The sequence below is a fragment of the Shewanella sp. SNU WT4 genome (assembly GCF_006494715.1).
Taxonomy (GTDB): Bacteria; Pseudomonadota; Gammaproteobacteria; order Enterobacterales; family Shewanellaceae; genus Shewanella.
Genome location: NZ_CP041151.1, coordinates 3,506,584 through 3,530,588, shown reverse-complemented (window position 1 = coordinate 3,530,588; position 24,005 = coordinate 3,506,584). Strand labels below are relative to the sequence as shown.

Genomic DNA, 24,005 nt, shown 5'->3' with positions numbered 1-24,005 from the left:
TGGTGTAATCATTACTGTAATCACTGTCTTAATAACCAATAGCGCAGTAGTTTAACCGACATTCCGCACCTGATTTAGGAATAAATTTGTCGATAGCGTTCGCCTAGCACGTCGAGAATGATCTGTTGGTCCACCGTGAGTCCCGTAACTTGAGGTGGCGCTTCTCCCAACTGGTATTCGTGTACCCCGCCAAAGCGTAAAAAAATCCACCGCGCTGTCGGTTTTTGCGTGGGTTTCTTTTTCATGTCCGCCACACTGCGATTCTGCTCTACTAAACCCTGCCGGATCCGGTGCTCTAGCGCCGCATAAATCATCAGGCTACTGGTCATCACCATCAGCAATGCTTCGATACGTTCCGGTTTTTTAAGATACAACGAGGAGGTTAAAAATTCGGGACTTTTCAGAAAGCGAAACCCACGCTCGACGTTTTGCTGGGCTTTATAAATTGCCAACAGCTCAACCATGGTGAGCGTTTCACTGTGATCATTGGTCGCGAGGATGAACACCCCTGTCTGGTTGCGCGCTTCTGCTACCCGCGCCAAGCTACTTGCGGCTAACCCCTTGATGTGAAATTGGTAGCTCACCGGCACTTCACCCTTTTGCGGCCTTCCGCGCCCAGCATAGAGAGGTTCACTCACGACCTCTGCTTCCAGTTGCAGCAGATTTAAGCTGGCAGCAAAACGGGCTAATTCAGCCTGCGCATCGGCCTCGCAGGCAAAACGCTGGGCACATAATTTGTTGAAGGCTTTCAGCTCACGCGTGCTGTCTTTAAGTAGATTTTTGGCTAATGTTTGCTGCTCACGGTGGCTAGCCTGTTCGCTGCGCACCAGCAACCAACGCTGCGCGACGTCGGCATAATTGGCGCTTTGCCAACAGCCATGATAGCCATTGCCCAGCGCGACCAGCGACTGGGTGCCAATGGTTGCCACGGCCCGCTTGGCCTCATTGAGTGTGACAGGCACTCGAGTCACGAACAACTGTTGCTGTTGAGCCAGTAGTTGCAAGGTATCAGCGCAATACAGCGCCGCATCGCCGACCAGGTAACGACTCTCCTGCGCGGCCTTGAGACTGCTCAAGTGGCGCCGTACGGTCTGGGCAAAGGCCTTGGTATCATTACTATTACCACTCAAGGCCTGCATGTAGATGGGCAGGCCGGCCTGATTTTCGCAGATAAGTTCTAGGATAACCTGGTTCAGCTCGGGCCGATGGTCGCGGCTATAGCCACGTACCAATTGCAACTTACCGAGCTTTTCGCCATCGGTTTGGTCATAGGCGCCATCGACGTGGAAGCTGGTGATATCGAGGTGCACTGCCGTACTTTTGAGCTCCAATCGCTCTACGACCTGTTCCGCCATCACCTGATAAAGCGTGCTGACATCGGCCTCAAAGAGGGCATCAAGGCAGCGGCCGAGCACGTCATCATTGAGGTCATCGGCACAGATCCCCGGGCCAATCAGACGCTCTACAGGCTTGTTGGCAAAGAATTGCGGGAACATGTGCAAGGTCGAACTATGAAAGCCAAGACCATTCAGTATCATCGCCACCAACGCTTCACCATGTGAAACTTTGTAGGGCGGCGTTTTGGGGAGCACCGCATCAATCATGCGAGCAATGCCGAGTTCTTGGCAAAGTGCAGCCACCAAACCAAGGTGGTCGAGGTTACGAATAGCGATAGCGGGAGTGGGCATAATGATCTACCTGCAAAAAGTAGTAATAGATCAGAATGGCCGATCGCCGTCAAGTTTTTTTAAATCGAAAATTAGGTGCGGAATGACGGGTTTAAAATGCGCGCGCTATTGGTAATTTTTTAATAATTTGATAATGTGAGCTCTGCTTGGACAGCATATCGTAATCGCACAGGGATATTTGCGGAGTCATTACTATGGATAGTCAGTCACCCCCAGTTGTTATCGCCAAACGAATAGTGACCATTAAGCCTAGACTGCTGGCTTGGGCGCTCATCGCCCTCGTCTTAAGCTATTTAAGTGTATTGGGATTTAATCTTCTTATGCCCTTAGGTTATGCCATTTTATTGGTATTTACGGCGGCGTTTACTGCTTGCGCCTTTTATCTCGCTCACTGCGCTAAAAATCATTTAGTTCATATTCAACAAGATGATCGCTGTGATGGCGGTTCAAATTAATTAGACATTTATACGTATAGATGGCTATAATTCGAGCGCAAATTTTTTGCACTCGTCAACTTTAAATGGTGCCTGCTTTTGAGTGGGATAATCGGGAAATCAGTGCGATGCTGATACTGCCCCCGCAACGGTGAATGGTGAGTAAACAGTGCGTTTAGGCGTTAATAACTGTTTACGTGCGTAATAGCAGAACCTAAGTCCGGAGACCGGCCTTTAAAGCGATTTCAGTGATTTCGGTGGGCAGATCCTGAGGTGCGATTTCACGCAGGCTTAATTGACTGTGCGCGGCGATATTGCCCCATTTCCTTAGAATAAAACAGGTAAATGGGAAGATGACACAGATGAAAGCGACTCAACTCGCGGTTTTACTTGGGCTGTTATTAAATGGTCAAGTGGTTGCGAGCAATAACGATGTAGAACATATCTTAGTCTTAGGTCGCAGCGATGCCGACATTATGGCCATGGCTGCTAATGTGCAAGTCATAGGTGAGCTCGCTATAGCCAATAGCGGTGCCACCAATCTAATTGACTTACTGCGCGGCGTAAACGGCATCCAAATCTCGGATAATAATACCCAAGCGACGATTGCTATGCGCGGCTTTACAGGCTCGCAAGCGTCCAATAACACCCTAATTTTACTTGATGGTCGCAGACTCAATAATATTGATATTGCGGCGCCTGCGCTGCGCGCCATTCCCTTAAGTTTAGTTGAAAGCATTGAAGTCTTATCGGGTAGTGCTGGCGTATTATATGGCGACCAAGCGGTAGGCGGGGTGATTAATATCATTACTCGTAAACCTGAAAATAACGGCGCTAATGTGCAATTAGGCGGCGGCAGTTTTGAAAGTTATCAAGGCCAAGGCGACGTTTATGGCCGCTTTAATCAAGACTGGAGTTATTACGGTTCTGCCAGTTTACATAGCTCAGATAATTATCGCGCCCACAATGATTCCGACACCGGCTCAGGGTTAGCGCGCATTAATTATGATGATACTAAGAGCAGTTTTTACGCTGAGGCGAGTTATTTTGATAATAAAGTACAATCTCCAGGCGCGTTAACCGCCGCGCAATTTGCCGCCGACCCAAGGCAAGCGTCTAGTCCTGACAGTAAAGACTATCAGCATGATATGACCAATGCTTGGCGTCTTGGCGCTAGTCATCAGCTTAATTCTGTGTGGACCCTAGTGGCTGATGCCGATTATAGCGATAGCTTAGTGACCTCTGTGAACTGGGGCAGCGCTGGGCGCAATGAGCGCAGCCTTTTTAGTATCATGCCTAAGGTGTTAGCGAACTTTGCGACCGACCGCGGCCCTATGACCATGATAGTTGGCGGTGATTTTACCCGCGGCACTTCAGAATTTAGTTTTGGGCGTGAAAATACCCAAAGCGTGAGCAGTGGCTATGTGCAGGCCACTGTGCCATTAAACTCAAGCCTAAGTTACGTGGTGGGTGGCCGCTACGCTGAAGCGCGCGATCATTTGTTTGATAATAACGTATACCCAGGTGGGGTTGAGTTATCACAAGATGCGACCGCTTTTGAATTGGGGTTAAATTATCGTCCAAGCAATGATGTGCGTTGGTACATTCGCATGGATGATAACTTTCGCTTTGCCAAAGTGGATGAGCAAGCTTACACCCCTAAAGGTGTGACTGGGCTTAAACCACAAACTGGGCGTTCTTATGAAACTGGAGTGGACTGGGCGTATTCCGCGCTTAATTTAAGCCTTAACCTTTATCGCTTAGATTTAGAAGATGAAATTATCTTTGATAGTAATCCCGAATTAACCCCAGAAGGCGGCGCCTTTAATGGCGCCAATATTAATGCTGAAGCATCGCGGCGCTATGGCGTTAATACCTCAGCGACGTGGCAATTACCGCAAGACTTTGAGCTGATTGGTGAGTATCAATATATAGATGCTAAGTTAACCGAAGGGGTTAACCAAAATAAGCGTTTATCCTGGGTGGCACCGCACACAGGGCGAGTGCAACTGAGCCAAACACTTGGTGAGCATTGGCAGTGGCAAGTTGAAGGGGTGTTCACATCATCACGCTTTGTGGAAGGTGATAGTGCCAATGTCGATAGTAAATTGCCATCTTACGGGTTAATGAATCTGGCGGCGAATTATTATCTCGATGATTGGAGCTTGAGCATGCGCATTGATAACGTATTGGATAAGCAATATGTGGCTTCTAGTTATTACAGTGCATACGGCAATGGCTATTATTCTGGTACGGGTCGCAATCTGCAATTGACCCTGCAATATCAGTTTTAACTAAGATTCGCCCGCGAGGATTAGCAAGATTGTTAATATCTCGGGCGCAATACTTGTAAAAGCTTGACCCTATGGTTATTTTTAGGAGAGACACTTGTGTTAGCACACGATAAAAATAACCATAATCAGGCTCCCTCTATCATGACAGAATTAGAGCAGTTGGTGTTCCAGCAAATTCGTTCCATTATGGGCAATGAAGAACAAATTCTTGGCCGAAAAGGAACCTTACTCCCCTTAAAAAAGGCCATTATTGCCGATGGCGATATTCAAAATGTGATTGATATTGTGGCGAGTGATCCCGCACTTTCAGCCCATTTATTATGGCGCTCAAATACGGCCGCAAGCTCTAGCGGCCAAGGCAAAAACCGCAGTATTAAAGAGGCCTTAATTCGTCTCGGTCAAATCAATATCTATCGTTATGCCTTCTCTTTTTATTTAAAAGAGCGGCTGGATGAATTGCCACACCCCTATAAAAAGTTAGTGTTTGGCTATTGGAAGTTAAACGAGAATATTGCTGAAGATGCCATGCTGTGCCTAAAAGAGCTCGAAGGCGTAAAAGTCGATGCCGATGAATTGCAAACCATCGCCTTATTTAGCGTGTTTGGTCAAATTATCGCATTAACGGCTTTTGCCTATTTAAATGCCAAAGCTGAGCAAACCATTCCACTTGAAGTCATGAAAAGTATTATCGATCATGAGCAGCAGTCATTAACCTTAGACGCCTTTGAAGCGCTGCAATTAGATCAAGAACTGATCAATGAGTTTTTGATTGCCCATAATCTCAATCAATCCACTAATCCCAATTCCGCCGGCCTGATTTTACGACGGGTGTTATCTCGCCGCGGCTTATTACTCAATCCTTTGTGAGCTAGCGAGGCAATGCCTAACTAGCTCTAGTATTAGCGCAATCTAGTTTAGTGCTGTAATTCTTGATGACTTAAGGATTGAATACAGGCTTGCAGCGGCTGATTGAGCGCATCGCTTTTACGATAAGCGGCAAATAGTGGCCTGAAAAAGCCTTTATCACCTAAACGTAAACTTACTAATGGATAGGCCTTAAGCTCCTTAAGCGCCCAGTGTGGTAGCGCTGCTACACCTTGTTCTTGCAGCAGTAATTTCGCCACTTGCCCTAAGCTATCACAAGGAATTTCCTTGCCCAGAGTAATGCCGGCAGGCTCTAAAAAATGCTGCACTAATTCGGTTTTTGCTGGCAAGAGCGGAAAACTAAATAAGGTCAGACCCGCTAGATCTTGCGCTTGAATTTGCTGGCGCTCTGCCAGTGGATGATTAGCGGCCACCAATAAGCGAATCTCATAATCAAACACATGCTGATAAGCAAGCGCTGGATCGCGGCTGAGCTTAGAAGTTAATACCAAGTCTTGCTGACCGCTCACCAGTGAATGTAGCGCCGCTTGCGGATGCTGACTGGTTAACTGTAATTCGCTGCTACTTAATTCCTGCCGCTTATTCTCAGCCACTTGGGCTAACCAGCCATTTAATACTGGCCAATGCGCGGCGGCGCGAATTTTTTGGGGCGCTTGTGTTAAGCCATGCTTTAACTGCTGCTCGGCGTGCTGCACTTTTGGCAAGATATCTTCAGCTAATTTCAGCAGTCTTGCGCCTTCCTCGGTAAAACATAAGGGCTTACTCTTACGAATAAATACCGGCGAGTTGATTCTAGTTTCTAGCTCTTTAATCTGATGGGAAAGCGCAGATTGGGTCACAAAGCGCAGTTTAGCCGCTGCTGCTAAGCTGCCGCTTTCCTTAAGAGCCAAAAGGGTTCGTAAATGTCTGAGCTCAATCATAAGTCCACTCTTAGCGCTTAGGTTTGGTGCATTGTTGCTCAAGATTAGCACAGCAAACTTCTGGACGTCTAGATGGTTGTTGCTTTAAATTTACAACCACTTAGCTAACTATTAACCATGGGAGCTTGACTCAGTTTTTAAGCGCAGCCGTCTATACTGAGTAAAAACACCAAGGAGCAAGTTATGAGCCATACCTATAAGATTATTGAATTGACAGGATCGTCGCCCATTAGTAGTGATGAGGCCATCCGCAATGCCATCGCATCGGCGGCCGAAACCTTAGATCATTTACGTTGGTTTGAAGTTATCGAAACTCGCGGTCATTTAGAAAATAATGCCGTGGCTCATTGGCAAGTGACGATTAAGCTTGGTTTTACCTTGACGCCTCACAGTTAAGCATTGGGCTGCACACAAGGCAGCCTAATGGCATTTATCAATAGGATTAGGCGTCGCGGCTTAATCCTTTTTCAATAATGCGAATCAAGCGCGCTGTTTTACGGTCTTGATTAACTTCAGCTTGTAACTGGCGAGTTAGCGCCCAAGTAAAGTGCTCTAGCAGCATGCTATCGTGTTGGTACAGCTCTAATTTAGCCTTAAGCGCCGCAATAATATCGCTATGACTTGGCGCATTGCCGAGCGCTACTGAAATATTTCTTAACCACCGCCTATGGCCTATGCGCCGAATAGGGCTACCTTCAGTTTTCGCTAAAAAATGTGTTTCATCCCATGCAAATAAGCTTAAAAGATTAGTATCTTGCCAAACATCGCGAGTTTGAAAATCTGCTTCCTGACTTAAAGGCGCGGCGCGGTTATAAGGGCACACCAATTGGCAGTCATCACAGCCATAAATTCGATTCCCTATGAGGGGGCGCAGATGTTCAGCAATCGGGCCATCTAATTCAATGGTTAAATAAGAGATGCAGCGCCTAGCATCAACGGTAAAAGGCGCAACTATGGCGCCCGTTGGGCAACTGGTGATGCAAGCGGTGCAAGCCCCGCAGTCTTGTTGATTAGGAGTATCTATGGGTAGCGGTAAGTTAATCAGTAACTCACCTAGAAAAAACCAACTGCCAGCTTCTTCACTGAGTAATAAGGTGTGTTTTCCCGTCCAGCCAAGACCAGCCTTTTGCGCTAATGGCCGCTCTAATATGGGCGCCGAATCCACAAACGGGCGATAGTCAGTGTGCCACTCACTAAAGGTGGCAAGCTCTGCCGCAATTTTATCGCCAAGCTTTTTAAGGCGTTGCCTTAATAACTTGTGATAATCACGGCCGCCAGCATAGCGAGATATATAGCCGTGCATAGGCTCTTTAAGTTCACGGGTAAAACGGGCGTTAGTCGGTAAATAATCCATGCGCGCACTAATCACTCGAACGCAGCCAGGATGCAACTCATGGGGGCGGGCACGCATCATGCCGTGCTGCGCCATATAGTTCATGTCACCGTGATAGCCTTGATCTAACCAAGCTTGCAGCTTAGGTTCATGGCTGCTTAAGTCGGTATCAGTAATACCGATTGCGGCAAAGCCTAGTTCTTGCCCCCATAGTTTAATTTGAGTGGCTAACTGGGCTAATTGAGTTGAACTGAGTGGGCAAGCTGGCGACATGGCGTACAAAGTATAGAAATAATGTGGCTAGTTTACCTTGCCTAAGGATGAGCGCCAAATCACAGCCACATGGACATTTAGCTTAAAGGTAAGCGGCATAGTGAGTTCAGCGCTAATAGCTTGTTTCTGTTATAATCGCGCCCTTGTTTATGGCTTAGGTATGACTAAGCCATAGTGATGGTCAAAGCCCGTGATAGTGGCTTGGCCACAACACACTTAAATTTGATTGGATTTAATTTTTGGGAATCGCGAATGACCTCAGTAAAAAAGTGGCTCTTGGCCGTGGGAGCAATGGCGCTCTCAACACCTGCGTTGGCAAGCTCGAGCTTAGAGACCAGTGGTGACATAGTGCACTTAGCTTTGCCTGTTAGTGCGCTTGCCGCCACAGTGTTTTATGAAGAGGGCGATGCAGGCATGTGGCAGCTGGCAAAAGCTGCGGTATCAGCGCGCTTAATTACTGAAGGCTTAAAACTTGCGGTTGATAAAGAGCGCCCAGATGGCAGTGGCAATGACTCGTTTCCGTCTGGCCACACCACAGATAGCTTTATGGCAGCGACATTTATTCAGCAGCGCTATGGCTGGCAATATGGCGCGCCAGCCTATGTTGCCGCTACCTTTGTGGCTTATAGCCGCGTTGAGAGTGACAAGCATTATGTCGGTGATGTGCTTGCGGGCGCAGCCATTGGCGCATTAGCGGGTTGGTACTTTACTGACCCTTATGAAAATATAAATATCACGCCAATAGTAGGCAATGGCCAGTATGGTCTGTATATTAGCGGCCGTTTCTAATCGTTAGAGAATTCCTATGACTGAAGTAAGTGCTCAATACCGCGAAACCGCTCACCTCGCTGCCATTAACGTTGCGGCGCAAGTGTTTCCTATGAATGAGATGCCAGAAAGCTTGCATGAAGCTTTTGCCGATCTGTATGAGCAATTAATGCTAGATAGTGACAGCTTGTTTGCCACTCATTATCAGGCTATTCCTGCCAGCGCCCGCGCGTTAATCAGTGACGCTGAGTTTCATGGTTTCTTCATTGGTCACGCTTGGTTAAAGCTGACCATGGCTGGCCAAGAAATCGCTGACCGTCAGGATTCAGAGGATGCTGTTAATGAACAGGCTTATGCGGGGATCTTCGCTAAGCTGATTGAGCAAGCGCTCAAAGAAAGCATTAAGAAGCTGAAAAAAGCCCGTACCGATCGTTCTATGCTTAATGCTATTAAGCAAGTGATTGCGTAAGGCTTGTCAGCATAAAAAAACCGCCGAAAGGCGGTTTTTTTATGGGTAACGATTTAGAAGGAGGTGCGCTTATAGCTGCGATACTCGGGCTTCCAAAAGTTACTTTCAATCGCTTGTCTTAATATTTCATTGGTGGTCGGCAGTGCTAAGTCTTGATCCATAGCCACGCGGCCAACAGCAAAGGCAATGTATTGACTCACGGCATGAATATCTTCAAGTTTCGGCAATAAGCCGCCTTCACCATCGCTGGCTAACGGTGAGCATTCAGCCAAGGCGCGGCTGGATGCCATTAGCATTTCATCGCTAACGCGGCGCGCGCCGCTCGCTAATACGCCAAGGCCTATGCCTGGGAAGATAAAGCTATTATTGCACTGCGCAATTTCATAGGTTTTACCTTCATACACCACAGGCTCAAACGGGCTACCTGTGGCCACTAACGCCTGACCTTGAGTCCAGTGGATTAAGTCTTTAGGGGTAGCTTCTACACGGCTAGTGGGGTTAGACAGCGGGAAGATAATAGGTCGTGGGCAATGACTATGCATGGCCTTAATAATTTCTTCAGTAAATAAGCCTGGCGCGCCGCTCACACCTATTAATACGGTAGGTTTTGCGTTATTCGCGACATCAAGTAAAGACACATTATCATTGCCGTTTTGCCACTGGCCTATAACATCGGCTTTTTGCCCAAGCTTAGCTTGGAAGCTCAATAGATTCGGCATGTTATCGAGTAATAATCCCCAGCGGTCGACCATGTAGATTTGGCTGCGTGCTTGCTCATCACTGATGCCTTCAGACACCATTTGCGCAATGATGGCTTCAGCTATGCCGCAGCCAGCGCTACCGGCGCCAAGAAAGGCCACGCGTTGATCTTTAAGCTGGCTACCGGCGGCTTTACAGGCTGCCAGCAATGAGCCAACAGTCACCGCCGCTGTGCCTTGAATATCATCATTAAAGCAGCAGTATTTATCTTTATAGCGCTCAAGCAGTGGCATGGCATTCTTTTGCGCAAAATCCTCAAATTGAATCAGGGCATTAGGCCAGCGGCGCTGCACGGCTTGCATAAAGGCTTCCACAAAGTTGGCGTATTCCTCACCACCAATGCGCGGGTGACGCCAGCCCATATACATAGGATCTTCTAATAAATTAGGATTATCCGTGCCCACATCTAAGGTGATAGGCAAGGTATATGCCGGGCTTATGCCGCCGCAACTTGTGTACAGTGACAACTTACCAATGGGTATCCCCATGCCGCCAATGCCTTGATCGCCAAGGCCTAAAATGCGCTCGCCATCGGTAACTACTATGACTTTAACTTTATGACGGGTGGAGTTATTTAAGATGTCATCAATGCGGTCTTTATTGGGATAGGACACAAATAATCCGCGATTACGGCGATAATCCTGAGAGAAACGCTCGCAGGCTTTACCCACAGTCGGGGTATAGATGATGGGCATCATCTCGGTAATATGGTTTTGAATTAACCGATGAAACAAGGTTTCATTGGTGTCTTGAATATTACGCAGATAAATATGCTTATCGACATCACGGCTAAAGCTTTTGAACTGATCGTAGGCACGCGAGGCTTGCTCTTCAATGGTTTCAATCACGTGGGGTACTAGGCCTTCGAGATTGAAAAACATTCGTTCTTCGTGGCTAAAAGCACTGCCTTTATTAATTAACGGCGCTTCAAGAATGGCAGGACCTGCGAAAGGGAGATACAGAGGGCGTTTATTATCTTCCATGGTAAACCTTGTTTGGCATTAGAGTTATAGAAAGTTCAATGCGTTAAGGTTAACACGGAATGTGATCTTTGTTGTATTTGTCGGCTGCTTTTTGTGCAAAATCAATTGCAGCCGAGCATCAATGACGATGAGCGTCTTATTTTTCGCGGTGAATTAAGCCTAAGCCTTTAATGGTGTAGCGCAGAATTTGATCGCCACAATTGCGATAATTCTTGTGCTCAGGCTTTTGGAATAATGCGCCTAATTCTGATTTAGAAAGGCGGAAATCAGCCATCTTAAGAGCCGCTAAAATATCATCATCTTTTAACTGCAAGGCAATTTTGATTTTGCGTAAAATCATATTGTTATTGAGTTCAGTCAGAGGTTTTGGCAATTCTGCGCCTTCTTTCAAACCGCGTTTTTCAATAATAATGCCATCTAAAAAGCGGCATAACAGCTCATCGCTCAGCAATACAAACCCAGCGTCTTCTTCTTTTTTCATAAAGGCCAATAATTCAGCCTCAGTCATAGCCGCACCCATCTTCTTAAATATTTTTAAGGCATGAGTGTTGTTATAGTTGAAGATGTAGCGAATCTGTCTAAATTTATCGTTGTTTATCATGGGTTTCCAGCATTTATATGCGATGACTGAGCAGCATTTATCGCGGCTCTAGCGGGTTGACATAGCTAGTTAAAAAGCTTGTAGAAATATTGCGCGGGATAATAGCACAGATTGCGGGCTGAGATCGATGCAAACGCTGAGCGCGCCTCCAAAGGCCTGCGTGTTGGCACTTTACATGGCGCATAAAAAAAGCGGCTACAAGGCCGCTTTTTGATATCAATTGAGCCTTATTAAAAAGGCTCAATTAATTCAGTCATTTGATTAGTTTTTTAATCGAGTTACTTGATTTGAGTCGCGGCCCACTTGGCGCGATTATTTGGGCTTTCACCTAAGTTATGCTCGGCGCGATAGCTCTTATAAGCTTCAGCGTCCAATTGCACTAAAGTGACTTCCACATCAAGAATTAGCTTACATTCTTTTTTGATGCGCCAAGCGCAAGTAGTGTAAAGCTCAGTTAACGGCAGTGAGCTTAAAAATTCTGGATTGTATTGGGTATACACAGCTTGAGTTGGATACACCACGAACGCTAAGCGGCGCTTAGGCTCCTGCTTAAACAAGGTTTCAATGCCATCACAAGTATCGGCAACACGCAGTTCAATGGTTTCATCGATTTCGAGCAGTTTCTTTTGCACTAATTCAGGCGCAATAGTGGTACCCGCTTCCCAAGCAAGCACTTGCTCTACGGTTGTTTGGGTTAACTGTGCAAGTAGCTGTGCATCTAGGCCGAGAGACATGCGTAAATATTGCATCTCAACAGCATTTAAATCAGGTTGCTTTGCCATAATTATTATCCTATTGCTTACCAATTAGCAGTGGGCTAGCCACACGTTGTCCACCCATTCCCAGAAGGATTCCCAAGTGGTTTCTTCGTCAAGATAGCCATCTTGCCACAAATAAACTCTACCTTCTTGATCTATACAATAAAAATCATCACCTACCTGACAAATCGGCAATAAATCCCGCGGCAGGCCAATGGACCAAGCGTAAGAGGCGACTTCAGGTAAATAGGTGTGGGAGCTTGGGTCTGATACTGTTACTGGCTCAATACGGCCAACAATCACATCGCTGGCATACAGCAAAAACTCTTTTAGTTCTCGAGGAAAGCCGATTAATAGTTGTTCTTCGGCTTGCACCAGTTGGTCATACTCAGGTAATTCCAACGGGACGGGAACGGTTTGGTTAAGTTCCTGCAGGCGTTCAATCAATTCATTCATGTGATGTTCCGCTATCTAAATTTGGCGGCAGTATAGCCTTTTGTGGTTAAGGCTGGCTAATCGTTTGTGAGGCGAACTCGATAAAAAGGCTGCGCCAAAATGGCGCAGCCTTAGGGGATTACTATGGGTTATTACTGCGAATCTGGCGTGATAATCACGATTACCAGATTTTGACTCTTTGGTCGTCAGGCAGATACATGCCATCGCCAGGTTTTACATCAAAGGTTTGATAGAATTCTGGCATGTTAGCGAGCGAGCCAATGGCGCGGAACTTACCCGGTGAGTGTGGGTCAGTGGCAACCCGGTTACGCATGGCTTCATCTTTAAGCTTGCTGCGCCAGATTTGGCTAAAGCCAATAAAGAAACGCTCATTACCACTTAAGCCATCAATGACAGGGGCTTGTTGGTTATTTAAGGACATTTGATAGGCTTTATAGGCGATAGTGACCCCAGATAAATCGCCAATATTCTCACCTAAAGTAAGCTCGCCATTCACGTGTAAATCATCAAAGACTTTATAGCCATTATATTGCTTGATGAGGGCGTTACCGCGCAGAGTAAACTCGACTAAGTCTTTTTCTGTCCACCAATCTTTAAGGTTGCCATCACCATCAAATTTAGCGCCTTGGTCATCAAAACCATGGCCCATCTCATGGCCAATCACAGCGCCAATACCGCCGTAATTGACGGCATCATCGGCATCCATACTAAAGAAGGGCGGTTGTAAAATCGCCGCAGGGAACACGATTTCATTCATGGTTGGATTGTAGTAGGCATTGACGGTTTGTGGCGTCATAAACCATTCCCACTTTCTTATTGGGCCGCCAAGCTTTTCTAACTCTAATTGATGATTAAGGCGATTGGCGTTGACTATGTTGCCGACCAAATCACTAGCGCTTATGGTCAGGGCTGAATAATCGCGCCATTGGTCAGGATAGCCAATTTTAGGATTAAACTTAGCCAGCTTTTCTTTGGCAGCGACTTTAGTTTCTGGGCTCATCCAGGTGAGTTCATCAATACTTTGGCCATAAGCGGAGCGCAGGTTTTCAACTAACTGCTGCATTCTTTGTTTGGCTTCTGGGGTGAAGTGACGCTTGATATAAATCTTGCCGACAATTTCACCGAGCACGCCATTAACGTTATCTACCCCAAGCTTCCACCTAGGTTTTGGCTCGGCTTGACCGTTAAGGGACTTGGAGAAAAACGCGAAGTTTTCATCGTTAAGTGGCGTGCTCAAGTCGCTCGCAAATTGAGTTAATAACTGCCATGTGAGGTAGGTTTTCCACTCTGGCAAAGTATCTTGGTTAATCAGCTTACCCATACCAGTAATAAAGCTTGGCTGGTTAATAATAATTTGACCTTGTTTATCAACGCCAAGGGCGGTTAAGTAAGCTTGCCAATCAATGCCAGGACTTAAGGTCGCTAAATCTTTAGTGGCAACAAGGTTGTAGGTTTTAGTGCTATCGCGCGTTTCCACTTTATCCCAATGCAGCTTAGCTATGTCGGTTTCTAAGGCTAACACTTGCTTAGCGCTTTCTTCTGGATTGGCTAAGCCTGCCAAGGTAAACATTTTGGCAATATGAGCAAGATAGGCGGCGCGAATTTCTAGGTATCTGGGTTCAGCAGATAAGTAATAATCGCGGTCGGGTAAGCTTAATCCCGCTTGCCAAATGTGGGCAGCGTAGCGGGTTGAATCTTTGGCATCGGCATTAATATAAAACGCAAACGGTGTGCCGCCGCCCATGATTTGGCTTTGGGCAAAATAGCTCATTAATTGCGATGGGCTGGCGATAGCATTGATCTCAGCAAAATATGGCTTAAGTGGCGTTACACCAAGTTTATCTATGGTGGCTACATCCATATAGGCACGATATAAATCGGCCACCTTTTGCTCGTCACTGCCCGGGGTGAGGTTAGGCGTTGCGGCCACTTCTTCAATAATGGTTTTAACGTCTTGCTGGGCTTGCTCACGTAAATCATAAAAGGCGCCAATGCTCACTTGATCGCCAGGAATTTCTGCATTGTTTATCCAAGCGCCATTCACATAGGTATAAAAGTCATCTTGCGGGCGCACTGAACTGTCAAAGTTTTCAAAATCAATTCCTGAGCTCAGCTCTTGCTTAACCGCAGCGGCAACTTTAGATACCGCAGGGCTTGCCGTCTCAGTAGTTGGCGTTGCGGCTTGCTGGCTAATATCGCTTGGATTACAGGCCGTTAACAGCGAGATTGCTGACACACATACGCTGCCTAAGATTAACTTGCGCATAAATATCCCTTGTTATAGTGAGCCCTGACATGGGCAATGATGCCTATGGTATGTGGTGTTGCAATAATGTAAAGCTAATGGGTGTTTTTTCAGTCGTTCTACTGAATAAAAAATGTAACTAAAATTTTGTGGAGGCTTATGGGCGGTATCACAAGCCTTGTTAGCTTAGTTTGGCTATAATCGGCAGCTATTTGATTGGGTGGGTATGACAGTGCGTCTTGATAAATACATATGTGAATCTACTGGCTTGACTCGTTCTTTAGCTAAACGAGCGCTTAAGCGTGGAGAGATAAAGGTTGATGGCATCATGGTAAAAGATGCCTCATTACAGCTAGTGGATGGCAGTATTGTGACTTTCAATGATGAGGTTATCCAAGTGCTGGGTAATCGCTACATCATGCTCCATAAGCCGCAAGGCTATATCTGTTCAACCCAAGATGAAGTGCATCAGTCAGTATTAAATCTGCTGGATGTGCCTCAAGTGGAAAAACTGCATATTGCTGGCCGTTTAGATGTCGATACCACAGGGCTAGTGCTAATAACTGATGATGGCCAATGGTCGCATCAAGTGACATCCCCTAAAAAGCAGTGCGCTAAGCGCTATCGGGTGGAATTAGCAGATCCTGTGACTGAAGATCTCATCGAACCTTTTGCTACGGGTTTAGCGCTGCGCGGTGAAGATAACCTGACCTTGCCAGCTAAGCTTGAAATTTTGGCCTCCCATGAAGCGTTATTAACCATTAATGAAGGCAAATATCATCAAGTAAAACGTATGTTTGCTGCGGTTGGTAATAAGGTGGTGGCTTTGCATCGTGAGCAAATTGGCGCGATTGAACTGGATAGCGATTTAGCTGAAGGTGAATGGCGCATGCTAACCGCTGCAGAAGTTGCCAGTATCGGCGCTTAAGTTGGCGTGAGTTAATATAAGTGCTTGCGCGTTAAGTGTTATTGAGCATTAACCGCAGCCAATAAAGAAGGGCTTGCCACTGGCAAGCCCTTTTTGTGTTTAGGCGCATATCATAGTGATAATAAGTAATACGGTTATTATCTCGTAGCCGCTTAAAGTGGTTTGGGTTGTCTTTCACCAAATTTTAGGCAAAAAAAATCTCGCCTTAGCGAGATTTTTTCTTAATTGGTACAGGTGAGAAGACTTGAACTTCCACGCCCGTGAGGGCACTAGCACCTGAAGCTAGCGTGTCTACCAATTCCACCACACCTGCATTGTACTTATTTCACGTCTTAGTATAGACGAAGAGATGGTGCCCGAACCCGGAATCGAACCAGGGACACGAGGATTTTCAATCCTCTGCTCTACCGACTGAGCTATTCGGGCGAATTCTTGCGCTAAAAAAACTCGCATCCGCGAGATTCTTAAATAATTGGTACAGGTGAGAAGACTTGAACTTCCACGCCCGTGAGGGCACTAGCACCTGAAGCTAGCGTGTCTACCAATTCCACCACACCTGCATTGTTGACTGGTTAACGTCTTAGTCTGACGATAAGTCATGCTCAAGATTGGTGCCCGAACCCGGAATCGAACCAGGGACACGAGGATTTTCAATCCTCTGCTCTACCGACTGAGCTATTCGGGCATCTTACTATCTTGTGACTTTGTACCAAAGATGATTTGCATCAAATTTGGTACAGGTGAGAAGACTTGAACTTCCACGCCCGTGAGGGCACTAGCACCTGAAGCTAGCGTGTCTACCAATTCCACCACACCTGCACTGCGCACACTTTTGATTGTCAGAAATTGGTACAGGTGAGAAGACTTGAACTTCCACGCCCGTGAGGGCACTAGCACCTGAAGCTAGCGTGTCTACCAATTCCACCACACCTGCACTGACAACCTGTGTTGTTTAACTTATTAACAAGATGGTACAGGTGAGAAGACTTGAACTTCCACGCCCGTGAGGGCACTAGCACCTGAAGCTAGCGTGTCTACCAATTCCACCACACCTGCGCTGTACTCTTGTTAATATCAACTTTTATCAAAGACAAAAATTGATTGGTGCCCGAACCCGGAATCGAACCAGGGACACGAGGATTTTCAATCCTCTGCTCTACCGACTGAGCTATTCGGGCAACGGCGTGCATTAAAAAGCTTTTGTGGATTTGAGTCAACACTTTTCTAGTGAGAAATGAAAAAATCAGCGCTTTTGCCTAAGTTTTACGCGAGCCATGTTAATGCTGATGTTTTTATGGTCGCAATTGGTTTTTTGACGGCTTGAAAAGTGAATGGTTAAGCTAAAAACTAAATCAATCGCTCAGTGAATGAATAATCTCTTTGCCTAGGTCTATCTGTGAGTGACTACACTAAAGTACAGCTAACCATAAGTAATTATAATGACTTGGATCTTAACCTTATCTAATCATCGCCTTGGGGTGCCGCTATTTTGGCTAGTGTTAGTGGCTATTATGACCCCAGGATTAGCGAATTTAGAACTCAATAGTCGGTATGATGCCTATTTTGCTAATGATTCCGCCGATTTTATCGCCAACAGTCAATTTGAACGGCAGTTTGAACGTACTGATAGTTTATGGTTAGTGCTGCAATCAAGCTTTGATTGGCGTCAGCAACTTGCGTTATTAACCTCAATAGAGGAGGCGCTAGGTCAGCAAGCGTCGGTCACTTCTGTGCTGAGTGTGGCAAGCCTGTTATCTGCCGATAATGGTTTGCAGTTATTGCCTTATAAAGCCTTTCCGCGCTTAAACAGTTTGTTATCCAGTGACGGCACCACTTGTTTGGTGGAGATTAACCTTAACAGCCAAGCGGCCAATCCGCGCCAACTTAATCAATCTATTACGCAGATCAGTCAATTAGTCGCAGGCTTATTGCCCGTTGGCAGTCAGCATTATTTTTACGGCCCCTTGGCATTAAATTGGCAATACGCCCAAGTGTTGAAAGCCGACTTGTTATGGTTTGCTCCCGGTTTATTAGTGCTCATCTTGGTTTGTCTGTATTGGCGCATGCGCTCACTCGTGTGGCTTACGGCAATCATCACTAATGTCTTCATTTGCTTGTATTTAACCTTAGCGTTAGCGGGACACTTATCACTGACCTTAGCGGCGATTAGCGGCTTTGTGCCAGTCGTCATAGTGACTTTACTATTAAGCGGCAGTTGTCATTTATATTTAGGCTGGGCGCGGCATGTGCGTTTAGGCGTAGCGCCTTCAGAAGCCATGCACTTAAGTGTGAGTGAACACGGTAAACCTATGGTTTGGGCGTCACTTACCACTGCGGTTGGTTTTGCTTTATTAATGTTGAGCCCATCGCCTCCTATTCAAGGGGTTGGGGTGATGGTGACTTTTGCTGTGCTGTTGGCGTTAGCGCTGAATTTAAGTCTGTTGCTGTGGTTTAGTCGCTGGGCGCGCACTACTTCAATGCAAGCGCCTAAGTTGTGGTCATTAAGGTGGGCATTTCGGGCGTGTCGGCAACCAAGGTTTTTTTGGTCAATATCTATTGTTGCCACTGTAATGGCCTGCGCTGGGTTAACTCAGTTAAGTGTGCGCGACGATCCCTTAAGTTATTTCAGTGCTGATAATCCCTTATCTCAGGCTCGCCAAGTGCTAGAACGGCAATTTTCTGGGGCAAATCATGTCTATTTTCAATTGGATACTCAAACGAAAAGCTCTTATGGCTTGTTGCAGCCAGAAGTAGTGTCTTTTACTAATCAATTTAAGCGATTTTTAGTGAGCCAAGCCCAAGTGACATCGGTTGATACTTATGTGGATTGGTTAAAAGCAACCGGCATTAGTGGTAGCACGTTAAAGCGTTTACTGGATGATAACCCTGATATTAGCCATATACTGCGGCGCGAGCTTAATGCCGAGTTATCAAAGAGCGCCATTACAGTGTACCTCAGCTCAACAGATACCAGCAGTATGTTGGCATTAGAGGCGAGCATTAATGCTTGGCTGGCGCAGCAAACGCTGCCTTCACATTTAACCTTGAGTCAGGCGCTCGGGCCACAAATGATGTTTGCCAGATTAAGCCGCGATAACGGTATAAACATGCTGATGTCGTTTGCTATGAGTGCCTTGCTGTTAGTGGTGTTAGTCGCTTGGCTGCGCTGCTCTATACCGCTTGCCATTCTGGCGTTATTGATGAATCTATTACCCATTCTATGGGTGTTTGGTTTATGGGGATTTTTAGGGGGTGGCATTAGTCTAGGTAGCGCTGTGGCTGTTGGCATCATCATGGGGATTGTTGTGGATGATAGCTTGCATCTACTGCTGAAATTGCCAGCGCAGGGAGCAATACAAAGGCAAGTGATGAACGCCGCATTAGCCAAAATTACCCCAGCCATTACTTTAACCAGCATAATTTTAGTGGCAGGTTTTGGCTTAGGGGGTTTATCTGATTTTGGTCCCATTCGCGACTTAAGTGGCTTGTCGGCCTTAATGATAGCGGCAGCTTGGTGGGCCGATTTATTGCTGCTGCCTCATCTTTATGGGCGTTTACTAAGGAGCTCTAGTGATGACCACTCCCCGCTGCTTTAGGGCAATTAACTTGGCAGAACTGCCTAGCTTGGTGCCATCAAGGTCAACAGCTCTAAACTCATTGCAAGAGAAAGGCTGCCTTAACGTTAAACAATGGTGCCAAGTGCATGATAAGCCATTGCATCTTTCAGATAATCTCGCTGAACATTTAGGCTTGTTATTGCCTTTGCTATTGTGCGGCGAGCAATCAGCGCAGTGGGTCTTTGCCAGCGAAAGTCGCAGGGCAGAGCAAGGCGGTTATCAGCAAGCAGCCAAGCAACTTGCGCTGATTGGCCAAGAAGAATATTGGCACGATCAGGCGCTGACCTTAGTGGCTAATCAAGTGCCGCGCCATAGTGAGGCGCAAGCGGCGCAGCAACAAGCCAAGTCTTTTTATCGGCAGCTGGTTAAGGGGGAAACCCTCGCGAGCCATTTTGTCAGCATTAGCGTACTTGATACCTTGGTTTCGCAGTTGATGCATCAGTTAGGCAGTTATCAATGGCAAGCTAATCGCGCTTTTGGTGAGTTATGTCTCGCCATTGCCAAAGATGAAGCTAAGCATGTGTATGTCAGTCGTCATTATGCCAAGTTGCTTGGCGCGACAAGCTATGACTTTCATTATTACCGCCATCAAGTGGATGCTAACTTGGGGCAGTTATTATTGCCTTATCAACAGCATTTTGAAGCGGTAGGCATCAAGCTTGATGAACTGTTGCATTGAAATCATGTAAACATGCACTGATTTGATAAGGTTCGCTTAGATTTGCCGTGTCTTTTTTAAGATGAATGATCATCTGCAGAGGTTTTAATGAATGTCAGGTTTGCCGAACAAAGATTAAGTGTCTTAGGTATTGGTCATGCACTGCCAGGGGCCGGGGTTAATAATGAGCAATTATTAACAGCATTAGAAGCACTGACGAATCCAAGAATTGCGCGTAAGGCGCAAGCCTTAGGCGAGCTTATTGGCGTTCAGCACAGGTATTTAAGTCGGCGGCTTGATCAAGTGGCAAGCGCTGCTAAGCCCAATGGCATTGAACTGAGTTTGGCTGCTATAGAGCAAATGTTGCAGCATAGCGCGCAGGTGCAACTGCAAGATTGTCAGTATCTTATTAGTCATACTTGCACGCCGCACACCCAAGTGCCAGGTAACAGCGCTTGGATAAGCGATGCTTTGGCATTTAGCGCGCCCTATTTAGAGCTGCGCCAAGCTTGCTGCGGCTTTGCCAATAGTTTGCAAATTGCGGCGGCTATGATTGGCGCAAGCGCTGCGCCCATAGTGATCACCGGCAGTGAAACCGGCTCTGTGTATAGTCAGTTTAGCGCTGAGTTTTTAGATACGGCGCAGCTTATTAATGTCATGCAAATGGGTGATGGCGCGGGCGCTGTGATGGTAGGGGCTTGGCAGCCTGATAAGTCGTATTTAAGCGATATTTATATTGGTCATCATGGGATTGGTCAGTCGCCAGGGTTTTATTTGGCGGGAGGCAGTGATTCAGTGTGGCAAGGGGAGTTTAGCCGCTTTTATCATGATGCCAATGCGGTGCGAGCTATGGGGCCCAAATTATTTGAGTTGGGGTTAGAGGCGGTATTAGCTCGAGGCCATAAGCTTAGTGATTTCACTTATATTTTGCCCCATCAAGCCAATGGTCATATAGATGCTTTGCTAAGTAGCCATTGGCAGATAGCGCGCGAGCGCATTGTTAATGATGCCTTCAAGCTAGGTAATTTAGGCTCGGCGGCCATTTGGGTCAGTCTGTCGCGCTTAATTCATTCAGGTAAGCTAGAGGATGGCGATAAGGTATTAGTGCTCGGGGCTGAGGCGACTAAATATATCTATGGCGGCTTTGTCTATCTTCATAGGCAGGCGCCATAAAGCGGGATAAAGGCCAAGAAAAACACAAACAACCAACTCATGGCATTATTAATTGCCTATGAGTTGGTTATTATTGGCGTAATGAGTCGCGAATACTTTGCGAAAATGCTTAGCGTATTTAGCGAAACAGCTTAGTTCGCTTGTTTTACTAACTCATTTTCAGGGTAATTAGCCGCTAATACTTGTTCAGCATGCTGCTTTAATTTGTTTTGCCCAAGTTCACCGTAAGCTTCAATCATAACTTCGAGAGCTTGCTCAACCGATGGCGTGCCTGGGAAAGTTTCCAGCACATATTGGGCGCGAATTGCCGCAGCGCTCCAAGCATTCATCTTGATGTAATACTGAGCCACACGAATTGAATATTGGGCTAAACGATTTTTCAAAAACTGCATGCGTTTTTGAGCATCTGGGGCATATTTACTATTAGGGTAAGCCTTAAGTAAGCGCTCAAAATCCTTAAATGCCGCCATGGCCGCTTTTGGATCACGATCGGTTCTGTCTATGTCCAACATGTCATGAAACAGGTAGCTATCTGACTGCATATTGACTAAGCCGCGCATATAATAAACGTAGTCAATGTCAGGATGAGTTGGATTTAAGCGTAAAAAACGGTCAATATTGGCAATTCCCGAGGCTGGATCGTTTAGCTTGTAGTAAGCATAAATTAAATCTAGCTGTACTTGAGTCTTGTGAGGGCCGAAAGGATAGCGAGTATCCAAGCCTTCTAAAGAACGTACTGCCTTGGCAAAATTACCTAGCTCCATTGATGTACGAGCCTGATTATAAAGGGCTTCTGGAGATTGTTGGTTGATTAGATCATCCTGCTGATCTGTACTGCTACAGGCTCCAAGGCTCAATGTGAGCACAAGAATGGCAGTGCGCTTGGCAAATTTATACATGCTGAATTCAATTCTTTTATAAGTTGTTGTTAAGAATTTTTCCATTTCGGGATAAAATAGAAAACTCGATAGTATCAGATAGCACACACTTTTGGACCCCAAAAGCGGGGTACGGTTCCTATGACTCAACAGATTAATCTAAAAAGCGAGATCTCAGCAAGCCAAACTGGACTGAGATTAGATCAAGCAGTCGCTGAATTATTTCCAGACTATTCGCGCACCCGTATCAAGGAATGGATTGTATCCGGTGCTGTCTATGTCGATGGTATTGCAGTGACCAAGCCTAGAGAAAAAGTGCTTGAATCTCAAATTATTGAGGTTGAAGCGACTCTTGAAGAAGAAGTGGTTGCTGAAGCGCAGGCCATGGATTTAGATATCGTCTATGAAGATGACGATATTATGGTGATCAATAAGCCTGCAGGCTTAGTGGTTCACCCAGGCGCTGGCAATCACAACGGCACGTTAATGAATGCCTTGCTGCATCATTGTCCTGACATTGAATTAGTGCCACGCGCTGGTATTGTTCATCGTCTTGATAAAGACACCACAGGTTTAATGGTTGTAGCTAAAACAGTGGAAGCTCAGACTCACTTAGTGGCAGCGCTGCAAGAGCGTGAAATCACTCGTGAATATGAAGCCATTGTTACAGGCACTATGACAGCTGGCGGCACTGTGGATGAGCCGATTGCGCGTCACGCCACTAAGCGTACCCACATGGCCGTTATCCATAATGGTCGTCCATCGGTCACCCATTATCGCGTGTCAGAAAAATTCAGAGCCCATACTCGTTTACGTTTGCGCTTAGAAACGGGTCGTACTCACCAAATCCGTGTTCATATGGCGCATATCGGCCATGTGCTGGTGGGTGACCCTGTGTATGGTGGTCGTCCTCGTCCACCAAAAGCGGCAAGCCCTGAGTTTATGGAAGTATTGCGTGGCTTTAAGCGTCAAGCGCTGCATGCTGTGCGCTTAGAGCTATACCACCCGATCACAGGGTTCTTAATGAGCTGGCAAGCGCCTATTCCTGATGACATGGTGCAACTGACTAAAGCGCTGCGAGCTGACACTGAAGCTCACCCAATGGAATATATCTAAGATGCTGCCAAGTCATTGGTTGTTACCTGCAAATGTCGGTATGGCGTTAACTCAACGGAGTAACGGCCATAGCTTGGCACCTTGGAATAGTTTCAATCTTGGCGATCATGTGGGGGATAACCCTATCCATGTGGTTGCCAATCGTCTGCGCTTACATAAAGACTTGGGCTTATCATCACCTCCAGCTTGGTTAACTCAAGTACATGGCACTGCCGTGCTTGAATTGCCGTTAGCGGGCGATAATATTGCCGATGGCAGCTATTCGCGCGAACAAGGTCTGGTGTGCTGCGTAATGACAGCTGACTGCTTACCTGTATTGTTATGTGATAATGCTGGCACTGAAGTTGCGGCTTTACATGCAGGCTGGCGCGGTTTATGTGATGGTATTTTAGAGGTAGGCGTTGCCAGATTTATGGCAGAAGCCCATGAGCTTAGAGCCTATTTTGGCCCTTGTATCGGCCCACAAGCCTTTGAAGTCGGCGCCGAAGTAAAAGCCGCTTTTGTCAGTCGTCATACTGAAGATGCTGGTGCTTTTAAGCCAAATGCCAATGGTAAATTTTTAGCTGATTTAACTTTGCTGGCGCAAAATCGCTTAGCGCGCCTTGGTGTCACACAGTTTTACCATAGTCATCAGTGTACTTTTGCCTTAGCTGCAGATTATTTTTCCTATCGCCGTGATGGTGTTACCGGGCGTCAAGCATCATTAATTTGGCTTAAAGATTGATGGTATAGCTTGAAATTTCGCTATTAATCTCCATCTTAGTAGGCA

The 24,005-nt window shown here is 46.4% G+C and carries 21 protein-coding genes, 8 tRNA genes and 1 riboswitch; of the genes, 12 read left to right on the top strand and 17 right to left on the bottom strand.

Going from position 1 to position 24,005, the window contains the following annotated elements:
- Positions 1–74: 74 nt before the first annotated feature.
- Positions 75–1,688 (bottom strand): IS1634 family transposase, encoded by a 1,614-nt coding sequence (locus FJQ87_RS16035; protein ID WP_140931885.1) that lies wholly within the window; start codon positions 1,686–1,688, stop codon positions 75–77.
- Between the two features lie 194 nt (positions 1,689–1,882).
- Here FJQ87_RS16035 and FJQ87_RS16030 point away from each other — a divergent pair, with 194 nt between their 5' ends.
- From FJQ87_RS16030 to FJQ87_RS16020, 3 genes are all read left to right on the top strand, one after another.
- Complete coding sequence (locus FJQ87_RS16030) at positions 1,883–2,143, top strand: hypothetical protein (protein WP_140933460.1); 261 nt, start codon at positions 1,883–1,885, stop codon at positions 2,141–2,143.
- 49 nt (positions 2,144–2,192) lie between these two features.
- A riboswitch (cobalamin riboswitch) is annotated at positions 2,193–2,373 on the top strand.
- Positions 2,374–2,484: 111 nt separating this feature from the next.
- Complete coding sequence (locus tag FJQ87_RS16025) at positions 2,485–4,416, top strand: TonB-dependent receptor (RefSeq protein ID WP_140934165.1); 1,932 nt, start codon at positions 2,485–2,487, stop codon at positions 4,414–4,416.
- Between the two features lie 141 nt (positions 4,417–4,557).
- Positions 4,558–5,283 (top strand): HDOD domain-containing protein, encoded by a 726-nt coding sequence (locus FJQ87_RS16020; RefSeq protein WP_140934164.1) that lies wholly within the window; start codon positions 4,558–4,560, stop codon positions 5,281–5,283.
- 47 nt (positions 5,284–5,330) lie between these two features.
- Here the strand turns inward: FJQ87_RS16020 and FJQ87_RS16015 are convergent, their stop codons facing one another.
- Complete coding sequence (locus FJQ87_RS16015; RefSeq protein WP_140933459.1) at positions 5,331–6,221, bottom strand: LysR substrate-binding domain-containing protein; 891 nt, start codon at positions 6,219–6,221, stop codon at positions 5,331–5,333.
- Between the two features lie 183 nt (positions 6,222–6,404).
- Between FJQ87_RS16015 and FJQ87_RS16010 the strand changes: the two genes are divergently transcribed.
- Positions 6,405–6,617: a dodecin gene (locus FJQ87_RS16010; RefSeq protein WP_140933458.1), complete on the top strand. Its 213-nt coding sequence runs from the start codon at positions 6,405–6,407 to the stop codon at positions 6,615–6,617.
- Positions 6,618–6,663: 46 nt separating this feature from the next.
- Here the strand turns inward: FJQ87_RS16010 and queG are convergent, their stop codons facing one another.
- A complete protein-coding gene (gene queG, locus FJQ87_RS16005) occupies positions 6,664–7,827 on the bottom strand; it encodes a tRNA epoxyqueuosine(34) reductase QueG (RefSeq protein ID WP_140933457.1) in 1,164 nt (387 codons plus the stop codon).
- Positions 7,828–8,118: 291 nt separating this feature from the next.
- Between queG and FJQ87_RS16000 the strand changes: the two genes are divergently transcribed.
- On the top strand, positions 8,119–8,616 hold the full coding sequence (locus tag FJQ87_RS16000; protein WP_140934163.1) for a phosphatase PAP2 family protein: 498 nt from the start codon (positions 8,119–8,121) through the stop codon (positions 8,614–8,616).
- Between the two features lie 16 nt (positions 8,617–8,632).
- A complete protein-coding gene (locus FJQ87_RS15995) occupies positions 8,633–9,064 on the top strand; it encodes a DUF3069 domain-containing protein (protein WP_140933456.1) in 432 nt (143 codons plus the stop codon).
- A 53-nt stretch (positions 9,065–9,117) separates the two neighbouring features.
- Here FJQ87_RS15995 and FJQ87_RS15990 read toward each other — a convergent pair whose 3' ends face one another.
- The 5 genes from FJQ87_RS15990 to FJQ87_RS15970 all read right to left on the bottom strand — a co-directional run bounded on the left by FJQ87_RS15990 (position 9,118) and on the right by FJQ87_RS15970 (position 14,887).
- The gene (locus FJQ87_RS15990; RefSeq protein ID WP_140933455.1) at positions 9,118–10,806 is read right to left on the bottom strand and encodes an NAD-dependent malic enzyme; all 1,689 of its coding nucleotides are present in this window, start codon (positions 10,804–10,806) and stop codon (positions 9,118–9,120) included.
- A gap of 136 nt (positions 10,807–10,942) precedes the next feature.
- A complete protein-coding gene (locus FJQ87_RS15985) occupies positions 10,943–11,407 on the bottom strand; it encodes a DUF1456 family protein (protein ID WP_140933454.1) in 465 nt (154 codons plus the stop codon).
- A 278-nt stretch (positions 11,408–11,685) separates the two neighbouring features.
- On the bottom strand, positions 11,686–12,189 hold the full coding sequence (locus FJQ87_RS15980; protein ID WP_140933453.1) for a DUF4447 family protein: 504 nt from the start codon (positions 12,187–12,189) through the stop codon (positions 11,686–11,688).
- Positions 12,190–12,213: 24 nt separating this feature from the next.
- Positions 12,214–12,621 (bottom strand): SMI1/KNR4 family protein, encoded by a 408-nt coding sequence (locus tag FJQ87_RS15975; protein WP_140933452.1) that lies wholly within the window; start codon positions 12,619–12,621, stop codon positions 12,214–12,216.
- A gap of 160 nt (positions 12,622–12,781) precedes the next feature.
- On the bottom strand, positions 12,782–14,887 hold the full coding sequence (locus FJQ87_RS15970) for a M13-type metalloendopeptidase (protein WP_140933451.1): 2,106 nt from the start codon (positions 14,885–14,887) through the stop codon (positions 12,782–12,784).
- Positions 14,888–15,092: 205 nt separating this feature from the next.
- Between FJQ87_RS15970 and rsuA the strand changes: the two genes are divergently transcribed.
- Positions 15,093–15,794 carry a 16S rRNA pseudouridine(516) synthase RsuA gene (gene rsuA, locus FJQ87_RS15965; RefSeq protein ID WP_168195213.1) on the top strand — a complete coding sequence of 234 codons (702 nt, stop codon included), beginning with the start codon at positions 15,093–15,095 and terminating at the stop codon, positions 15,792–15,794.
- 226 nt (positions 15,795–16,020) lie between these two features.
- On the opposite strand, the gene FJQ87_RS15960 is transcribed toward rsuA, so the two are convergent.
- The 8 genes from FJQ87_RS15960 to FJQ87_RS15925 all read right to left on the bottom strand — a co-directional run bounded on the left by FJQ87_RS15960 (position 16,021) and on the right by FJQ87_RS15925 (position 16,972).
- Positions 16,021–16,107: transfer RNA gene (locus FJQ87_RS15960), tRNA-Leu, on the bottom strand.
- Between the two features lie 37 nt (positions 16,108–16,144).
- Positions 16,145–16,220, bottom strand: a tRNA-Phe gene (locus tag FJQ87_RS15955).
- Between the two features lie 47 nt (positions 16,221–16,267).
- A tRNA-Leu gene (locus FJQ87_RS15950) sits at positions 16,268–16,354 on the bottom strand.
- Between the two features lie 49 nt (positions 16,355–16,403).
- Positions 16,404–16,479, bottom strand: a tRNA-Phe gene (locus tag FJQ87_RS15945).
- A 47-nt stretch (positions 16,480–16,526) separates the two neighbouring features.
- A tRNA-Leu gene (locus FJQ87_RS15940) sits at positions 16,527–16,613 on the bottom strand.
- 28 nt (positions 16,614–16,641) lie between these two features.
- A tRNA-Leu gene (locus FJQ87_RS15935) sits at positions 16,642–16,728 on the bottom strand.
- 35 nt (positions 16,729–16,763) lie between these two features.
- Positions 16,764–16,850 (bottom strand) — tRNA-Leu (locus tag FJQ87_RS15930).
- Between the two features lie 46 nt (positions 16,851–16,896).
- Positions 16,897–16,972 (bottom strand) — tRNA-Phe (locus tag FJQ87_RS15925).
- Between the two features lie 261 nt (positions 16,973–17,233).
- Here FJQ87_RS15925 and FJQ87_RS15920 point away from each other — a divergent pair.
- The 3 genes from FJQ87_RS15920 (at position 17,234) to FJQ87_RS15910 (ending at position 21,242) form a co-directional block, all read left to right on the top strand.
- Entirely contained in the window at positions 17,234–19,390 is a 2,157-nt protein-coding gene (locus FJQ87_RS15920; RefSeq protein ID WP_140933450.1) for an MMPL family transporter, read from the top strand.
- Positions 19,368–20,090: a hypothetical protein gene (locus FJQ87_RS15915; RefSeq protein ID WP_140933449.1), complete on the top strand. Its 723-nt coding sequence runs from the start codon at positions 19,368–19,370 to the stop codon at positions 20,088–20,090. Before FJQ87_RS15920 ends, FJQ87_RS15915 begins: the two co-directional genes overlap by 23 nt.
- Before the next feature lie 87 nt (positions 20,091–20,177).
- Entirely contained in the window at positions 20,178–21,242 is a 1,065-nt protein-coding gene (locus FJQ87_RS15910) for a 3-oxoacyl-[acyl-carrier-protein] synthase III C-terminal domain-containing protein (protein ID WP_140933448.1), read from the top strand.
- A 131-nt stretch (positions 21,243–21,373) separates the two neighbouring features.
- On the opposite strand, the gene FJQ87_RS15905 is transcribed toward FJQ87_RS15910, so the two are convergent.
- Positions 21,374–22,141, bottom strand: coding sequence for an outer membrane protein assembly factor BamD (locus FJQ87_RS15905; RefSeq protein ID WP_140933447.1), 768 nt, complete (start codon positions 22,139–22,141; stop codon positions 21,374–21,376).
- A gap of 120 nt (positions 22,142–22,261) precedes the next feature.
- On the opposite strand from FJQ87_RS15905, the gene rluD reads away from it, so the two are divergent.
- Positions 22,262–23,236, top strand: coding sequence for a 23S rRNA pseudouridine(1911/1915/1917) synthase RluD (rluD, locus tag FJQ87_RS15900; RefSeq protein WP_140933446.1), 975 nt, complete (start codon positions 22,262–22,264; stop codon positions 23,234–23,236).
- 1 nt (position 23,237) lies between these two features.
- Complete coding sequence (gene pgeF / locus FJQ87_RS15895) at positions 23,238–23,960, top strand: peptidoglycan editing factor PgeF (RefSeq protein WP_140933445.1); 723 nt, start codon at positions 23,238–23,240, stop codon at positions 23,958–23,960.
- The last annotated feature ends 45 nt before the right edge of the window (positions 23,961–24,005 follow it).

Excerpts from the sequence above, each read along its gene's own strand:
- FJQ87_RS16035 (WP_140931885.1), bottom strand. The coding sequence starts at position 1,688 with ATGCCCACTCCCGCTATCGCTATTCGTAACCTCGACCACCTTGGTTTG.
- FJQ87_RS16030 (WP_140933460.1), top strand. The coding sequence starts at position 1,883 with ATGGATAGTCAGTCACCCCCAGTTGTTATCGCCAAACGAATAGTGACC.
- FJQ87_RS16025 (WP_140934165.1), top strand. The coding sequence starts at position 2,485 with ATGAAAGCGACTCAACTCGCGGTTTTACTTGGGCTGTTATTAAATGGT.
- FJQ87_RS16020 (WP_140934164.1), top strand. The coding sequence starts at position 4,558 with ATGACAGAATTAGAGCAGTTGGTGTTCCAGCAAATTCGTTCCATTATG.
- FJQ87_RS16015 (WP_140933459.1), bottom strand. The coding sequence starts at position 6,221 with ATGATTGAGCTCAGACATTTACGAACCCTTTTGGCTCTTAAGGAAAGC.
- FJQ87_RS16010 (WP_140933458.1), top strand. The coding sequence starts at position 6,405 with ATGAGCCATACCTATAAGATTATTGAATTGACAGGATCGTCGCCCATT.
- queG (WP_140933457.1), bottom strand. The coding sequence starts at position 7,827 with ATGTCGCCAGCTTGCCCACTCAGTTCAACTCAATTAGCCCAGTTAGCC.
- FJQ87_RS16000 (WP_140934163.1), top strand. The coding sequence starts at position 8,119 with ATGGCGCTCTCAACACCTGCGTTGGCAAGCTCGAGCTTAGAGACCAGT.
- FJQ87_RS15995 (WP_140933456.1), top strand. The coding sequence starts at position 8,633 with ATGACTGAAGTAAGTGCTCAATACCGCGAAACCGCTCACCTCGCTGCC.
- FJQ87_RS15990 (WP_140933455.1), bottom strand. The coding sequence starts at position 10,806 with ATGGAAGATAATAAACGCCCTCTGTATCTCCCTTTCGCAGGTCCTGCC.
- FJQ87_RS15985 (WP_140933454.1), bottom strand. The coding sequence starts at position 11,407 with ATGATAAACAACGATAAATTTAGACAGATTCGCTACATCTTCAACTAT.
- FJQ87_RS15980 (WP_140933453.1), bottom strand. The coding sequence starts at position 12,189 with ATGGCAAAGCAACCTGATTTAAATGCTGTTGAGATGCAATATTTACGC.
- FJQ87_RS15975 (WP_140933452.1), bottom strand. The coding sequence starts at position 12,621 with ATGAATGAATTGATTGAACGCCTGCAGGAACTTAACCAAACCGTTCCC.
- FJQ87_RS15970 (WP_140933451.1), bottom strand. The coding sequence starts at position 14,887 with ATGCGCAAGTTAATCTTAGGCAGCGTATGTGTGTCAGCAATCTCGCTG.
- rsuA (WP_168195213.1), top strand. The coding sequence starts at position 15,093 with ATGACAGTGCGTCTTGATAAATACATATGTGAATCTACTGGCTTGACT.
- FJQ87_RS15920 (WP_140933450.1), top strand. The coding sequence starts at position 17,234 with ATGACTTGGATCTTAACCTTATCTAATCATCGCCTTGGGGTGCCGCTA.
- FJQ87_RS15915 (WP_140933449.1), top strand. The coding sequence starts at position 19,368 with ATGACCACTCCCCGCTGCTTTAGGGCAATTAACTTGGCAGAACTGCCT.
- FJQ87_RS15910 (WP_140933448.1), top strand. The coding sequence starts at position 20,178 with ATGAATGTCAGGTTTGCCGAACAAAGATTAAGTGTCTTAGGTATTGGT.
- FJQ87_RS15905 (WP_140933447.1), bottom strand. The coding sequence starts at position 22,141 with ATGTATAAATTTGCCAAGCGCACTGCCATTCTTGTGCTCACATTGAGC.
- rluD (WP_140933446.1), top strand. The coding sequence starts at position 22,262 with ATGACTCAACAGATTAATCTAAAAAGCGAGATCTCAGCAAGCCAAACT.
- pgeF (WP_140933445.1), top strand. The coding sequence starts at position 23,238 with ATGCTGCCAAGTCATTGGTTGTTACCTGCAAATGTCGGTATGGCGTTA.